The 248-nt window shown below is 58.5% G+C and carries 1 protein-coding gene; it reads left to right on the top strand.

Features of this window, described 5'->3' with window-relative positions; genetic code table 11:
- Positions 1-13: 13 nt before the first annotated feature.
- The coding region (locus tag SB847_RS21890; protein WP_410578827.1) for a DUF4383 domain-containing protein at positions 14-248 on the top strand (235 nt) is incomplete at its 3' end.

The following is a 248-nucleotide window of genomic DNA, read 5'->3' as shown; positions in this document are numbered from 1 at the left end:
CCTCCTCTTCGGCATTGCCGGACTGATGATGGCAGGTACACCCGGACAATCCAGGAACTTCCTTGTGGGAGGCGGGGTCATCTACTTGGTTCTGTGGATCTACGGCCTGTTGATCAATCATGATTCCGCCGCCAACTTTGTTCCCGTGAACTCTGCGGACAATTGGTTGCACTTCCTGCTGGGTGTGGGAATGCTGGCCCTCGGGCTCATCCTTAGCCGCCGCACTACCGCTGACCGGACGGGGACCA

It is taken from the genome of Bacillus sp. SIMBA_026 (genome assembly GCF_046535335.1).
In the GTDB taxonomy this organism is placed as follows: Bacteria; Bacillota; Bacilli; order Bacillales; family Bacillaceae; genus Bacillus; species Bacillus velezensis.
Note: the sequence above shows the minus strand (reverse complement) of the source record. Positions and strands in the feature narration are given on the sequence as shown.